Annotated in this window: 6 protein-coding genes; 1 reads left to right on the forward strand and 5 read right to left on the reverse strand. The window is 67.6% G+C overall.

The genetic code is table 11. From position 1 onward, the window contains the following. From VF662_RS03965 to VF662_RS03980, 4 genes are all read right to left on the reverse strand, one after another. On the reverse strand, positions 1-398 hold a 398-nt coding region (locus VF662_RS03965; RefSeq protein ID WP_464137932.1), incomplete at its 3' end, for a saccharopine dehydrogenase NADP-binding domain-containing protein. Beyond that, positions 356-826, reverse strand: a complete 471-nt coding sequence (locus VF662_RS03970) for a thiol-disulfide oxidoreductase DCC family protein (protein ID WP_464137924.1) — start codon at positions 824-826, stop codon at positions 356-358. The genes VF662_RS03965 and VF662_RS03970, both read right to left, overlap by 43 nt. Before the next feature lie 54 nt (positions 827-880). Further along, a complete protein-coding gene (locus VF662_RS03975) occupies positions 881-1,135 on the reverse strand; it encodes a hypothetical protein (protein ID WP_464137925.1) in 255 nt (84 codons plus the stop codon). Position 1,136: 1 nt separating this feature from the next. Continuing rightward, positions 1,137-2,378 carry a L,D-transpeptidase family protein gene (locus tag VF662_RS03980; RefSeq protein ID WP_464137927.1) on the reverse strand — a complete coding sequence of 414 codons (1,242 nt, stop codon included), beginning with the start codon at positions 2,376-2,378 and terminating at the stop codon, positions 1,137-1,139. 242 nt (positions 2,379-2,620) lie between these two features. Between VF662_RS03980 and VF662_RS03985 the strand changes: the two genes are divergently transcribed. Beyond that, positions 2,621-3,922, forward strand: a complete 1,302-nt coding sequence (locus tag VF662_RS03985; RefSeq protein ID WP_464137928.1) for an MFS transporter — start codon at positions 2,621-2,623, stop codon at positions 3,920-3,922. A gap of 3 nt (positions 3,923-3,925) precedes the next feature. Here VF662_RS03985 and VF662_RS03990 read toward each other — a convergent pair. Then, a partial coding sequence (locus VF662_RS03990) for an anion permease (protein ID WP_464137930.1) occupies positions 3,926-4,697 on the reverse strand: 772 nt, incomplete at its 5' end.

Here is a 4,697-nt window from a genome sequence, read left to right on the forward strand (position 1 = left end):
CCCGCCGATTTGGCCTCCACGTCCAGCGCGGCGGCGCCGGTCACGAACGTGGTGGCATCGGCGATGTCCAGATAGTGGCAGCCGGCCGCCACGGCGGCGCGCGCGATGCCGTAGTCCGCCCCCTGGAAGGGACCGACGGCGTCGACCACGGCAAAGGGGTGGTGACGGGCCAAGGCCTCGGCAAGCCCTTCGCCGCGATCCAGGACAAGGGGGATGAGCCGCTCGTGCCCGGCGCAGAAGGCGTGAGCCTTGGCAGCGCTCCGGCCGGCGACGAGAATCTCGAAGCCGAGTTCAGCCGCACGGTGGGCGATGCGTCCACCGAAGGTGCCGTAGCCGCCGAGGATCAGGATCTTCTTCAGAGAATTCGGTCGCGATCGGCGGGTGCCGCCGCCCAGCAGGTCGCGCGGCGGCCGAAGAGCCGGAAGCGATTGCGGGCGATGAGGCGGTAGAGCGCGTCCCTCAGGCGCTGCGGTACGACCTGGGCCGCAACCGCGGCACGCCATGGCCAGCCCAAGCCTCCGGCAATGGCGAGCGCGGCTTCGGACTCGGTCAGAAGCTCTCCCTCCGCCAGCACGAGCATCGTTTGATAGTCATCCGTCGCCAGGCCGAAATGGCGATAGAGCGCCTGCCCGAGCGCGCCCTGCGCGGTCGTTAGCCGGAAGCGGCGCCGCCGGTCGTGCCGGAGGACGAACTGGGCGTTTACTGAGCAAAGGACGCACTCGCCGTCGAACACGATGAGGGGATGCTCATCGGGGAAGGACGGTACGGCAGGATCGTCGCGCCACGACCAAAGGGGAAGGCCGGCGGAACGGGTCAGTGCGATCATGAGCCGCTTATAGGATTGGGGGCCGGCGGGCGCACGTCCGAACGGCGCGTAGGCTTAAACCTCTTCCGGGAAGGTTTCGTAAAGGGCGCCGCCGACCGGAGTGGCGGAGGGGCGGGAGCGGGCAGGGTCGTTGGAAAGGCCTCGGCGGGTTTGGCGCCGGGGCAGGAGAGCGAGACCGGCGGCCGGGCTGACGCTTTGGCCCGCGTGCGGCGGCTGCGCCCACTCCGGGGACGCCAAGGCGGCGTCGCAGGCGATTAGGCTTCTCGCGAGCATCGCGATGCCGATCGCAAGATCCGCTTTACTCGCCATTTCAGGCGCGCGTCTTCGAGGAGGAGCGGAGCTGAGCGGAGGCGAGCTGCGTCTCGCGCTGCAGGCCCGCGATCAGCTTGGTATCGCGTCCATAGGGATCCTCCAGCGTCACCAGCCGGCCGTCAGGGGCCACATCCATGGTGAAATAGACGAGGTAGACCGGCCGCCGCTGCTGCAGCTTCACCGTCCGGGTTGCCGAGCCGGCAAGCGCCTTCTGGACTTCGGCCGTCTCGCCGCGATCGAGCTCCATCAGCTCCACCGCCAGCCGGTCGATGTCCTTCACGCGGATGCAGCCGTGGCTGAAGGCTCGGCTCTTCTCCGCGAACAGCGACTTCGAAGGCGTGTCGTGGAGGTAGATGGAATGCGGGTTCGGCATGTCGATCTTGACCTTGCCGAGCGCGTTGCGCGGCCCCGGCCGCTGCCGGATCGATCCGCGCGAATAGACGTAGCCGTTGCCGCCGGCCTTCATGTTGCGGGCGATGCTCCGGGGCACGTTCCACCAGGGGTTCACCACGACCGACTGGGCCTCGACCGCGATCTGCGGCGTGGGCGTGGAGGGGCTTCCGACCACGACGGTGTAGGCGGAGACCGGGCGCCCGTCCTCGACGACGGAGAGCGTGTAGCTCGGCACGTTGACGTAGATGTGATCCGCGCCGAGCGAGCGAGGCATCCAGCGCCAGCGCTCCATGTTGGCCCGAAGCTTCGCCCGCACCGGCTCCCCGGAAGCGGAGGCGTAGGCGGTGCGGAGCGCCGCATAGCGCGCATCGGTGGGGAGCAGGCTTCGAAGCCAGGGACGCAGCCGATCCTGGCGAAGCGCGGCGTACAGCTGTTGGCCGAGGCTGTTGGCGTCCGCATCGTTGCGCTGGATGTGCCAGCCGAAGCGCGATGCATCCTCGATGCGGCCGCGTGCATAATCCTGCGCAAGGGCGATCGCGAGCGAGGTGGCGAGGCGATCCGCCTCCGGGCCTTCCCCAATCCCGCGAAGCGCCGCCGCATTGTATGCTTCGGGCTCGAGACCTTCGGCGGCAGCGGCCTCGATCTCCGCCTGCAGGGCCGCGATCGAAGAAGCGGACCAAAGCCCGGCCGGCCGCCCAGGCGCCGGTGCGGCGGCGGGCGAAGCAGTCTCTTCCGTCTGGCTGCCGGCTGCCGGCCCGCCGATCGCGAACAGCATCGTCGTGACTGCGAGCAGGCTTAGACCCGCCGAAGCAAGGTTGCAGGCATGGGTGGCGCGAAGCGGGCGCATTTGTCCTCCACTGATCCGTTGTCAGCCGACCCCCCGGGCCGGCGCTGATCGCCTCCTAGGCTTTTGCTCCGGCGCCACCTCGCTTTTGAGATGGAGCCGGACGGGGAGGCGACCGGCTTTCCCGGAGCACGCGCGGGTGCGGCTTCGTCGCTGCTGCGGTCGGGTTCATCCACGAAAGTGCGCGCTTGAAATGAAACGGCGCTGCGGGAATGCTTCCGCCTCAACGGAGCAGGGGGAGCGGAATGGCTGGCACGATCGGGCAGGAAGAGGGGAAGACGCCGCTCCGCCGGGTCATCATGGCGAGCCTCATCGGCACCACCATCGAATGGTATGACTTCTTCCTCTACGGCTCCGCGGCCGCGCTCGTGTTCAACAAGCTGTTCTTCCCGGATTACGACCCGCTGACGGGAACCCTGCTCGCCTTCGCCACCTATGCGCTCGGCTTCGTCGCCCGTCCGGTGGGCGGAATCGTCTTCGGCCACTTCGGAGATCGGATCGGCCGCAAACGGCTGCTCATGCTGAGCCTTATGCTGATGGGTGCTGCGACGGTGCTGATCGGTGTCCTTCCGACCTATGCGCAGATCGGCGTCTGGGCTCCGATCGCGCTCATTGCTCTGCGCCTGGTGCAAGGCTTCGCCGTCGGCGGCGAATGGGGAGGGGCAGTGCTGATGGCGGCCGAGCATGGGGATGCCGCTCGCCGCGGCTTCTGGGCCAGCTGGCCTCAGGCTGGGGTGCCGGCGGGCAATCTGCTCGCGGCCGGAGTGCTGGCGCTGATGGCGGGGATACAGACCGAAGCAGACTTTCTCGCCTGGGGATGGCGCGTGCCTTTCGTCCTCTCGGCGTTCCTGGTCGTGATCGGCTGGTATATCCGCAACCGCGTGACCGAGAGCCCGCTGTTTGAAGAGGCGCAGGAGGAGTCTCGGCCCAAGCTCCCGGCAATCGAAGTCTTTCGCGAGCGGCCGAAGGCGCTAGTCCTCGGTGCCGGGCTGCGGGTGGGCGAGAACATCTCTTATTACATCCTCACCGTCTTCTCGCTCACCTATCTGGTCGATGTGGCGGCCGAGAGCCGGAGTCTGGCGCTGAACGCATTGCTGATCGGCGCGGCAGTGCAGTTCTTCGCCATCCCACTGTTCGCGCGGCTGTCGGACCGGATCGGGCGGCGCCCGGTCTATGCCTTCGGCGGGCTCGGCCTTGCGGCGTGGACGTTCCTCTTTTTCCCGATGCTGGCGAGCGGAGACAACGGCTCGATCATACTCGCCGTCGTCGTTGGTTTAGTTCTGCACGGTGCCATGTACGGACCGCAGGCGGCGTTCATCACCGAGCTGTTCCCTACCCGGATCCGCTATTCCGGCGTTTCGCTCGCCTATCAGCTGACCTCGATCGTCGCCGGCTCGCTGGCGCCGATCATCGCGCTCGCGCTCTACCAGCGGTACGATTCGGCGACGCCGGTCGCCATCTATGTCGGCATCGCTTGCGCGATCAGCGGCGTCAGCGCCTTGCTTGCGCGGGAGACGAAGGGGGTGGAGCTTTCGGAGCTTCGCTGAGGCTCAGGAGAGCGCCGTCGCAACGAAATAGAAGAACGCGCCGATCAGCGCTGCCGCGGGAAGCGTCACGATCCAAGCGACGACAATATTGCCGGCAACGCCCCAGCGCACTGCGGACGCTCGACGCGCGGCGCCGACGCCGACGATGCAGCCGGTGATCGTGTGGGTGGTGGACACCGGGATGCCGAGCGAGGTGGCCGAGAAGAGCATGATCGCTCCGCCGCTCTCCGCGCAGAAGCCCTGATGCGGCGTGAGGCGGGTGATCTTCGAACCCATCGTGTGGACGATGCGCCAGCCGCCGAACAAGGTGCCGAGACCCATTGCCGCCTGGCAGGTGATGACGACCCAGAAGGGCACGTAGAAGGTGTCGCCGAGCATTCCCTGGGAGAAGAGCAGCACGGCAATGATGCCCATCGTCTTCTGCGCGTCGTTCGCGCCGTGGCCGAGCGAATAGAGCGCGGCGGAGACCAGCTGGAGCCGGCGGAAGATGCGGTCCGCGAACGGGGCGTCCACCCGCGAGAACAGCCAGGACGTGATCGCGACCAGCAGAAGCGCCACCAGCATGCCCAGCGTCGGTGACAGGACGATCGCCACCGACGTCTTGGTCACTCCCGACCAGACGATCGCCGGGAGGCCGGCCTTGGCGGTGCCGGCGCCGATCAGCCCGCCGATCAAAGCGTGGCTGCTGCTGGAAGGGATGCCGAGCATCCAGGTGATCACATTCCAGCTGATCGCGCCCATCAATGCTCCGAAGATCACTGCCGGGTCGATCAGG

The sequence above is a fragment of the Allosphingosinicella sp. genome (assembly GCF_036387215.1).
Taxonomy (GTDB): domain Bacteria; phylum Pseudomonadota; class Alphaproteobacteria; order Sphingomonadales; family Sphingomonadaceae; genus Allosphingosinicella.

What these genes read in the sequence shown, in the direction of transcription:
- VF662_RS03970 (WP_464137924.1), bottom strand. Translation starts at nt 826, where the DNA reads ATGATCGCACTGACCCGTTCCGCCGGCCTTCCCCTTTGGTCGTGGCGC.
- VF662_RS03975 (WP_464137925.1), bottom strand. Translation starts at nt 1,135, where the DNA reads ATGGCGAGTAAAGCGGATCTTGCGATCGGCATCGCGATGCTCGCGAGA.
- VF662_RS03980 (WP_464137927.1), bottom strand. Translation starts at nt 2,378, where the DNA reads ATGCGCCCGCTTCGCGCCACCCATGCCTGCAACCTTGCTTCGGCGGGT.
- VF662_RS03985 (WP_464137928.1), top strand. Translation starts at nt 2,621, where the DNA reads ATGGCTGGCACGATCGGGCAGGAAGAGGGGAAGACGCCGCTCCGCCGG.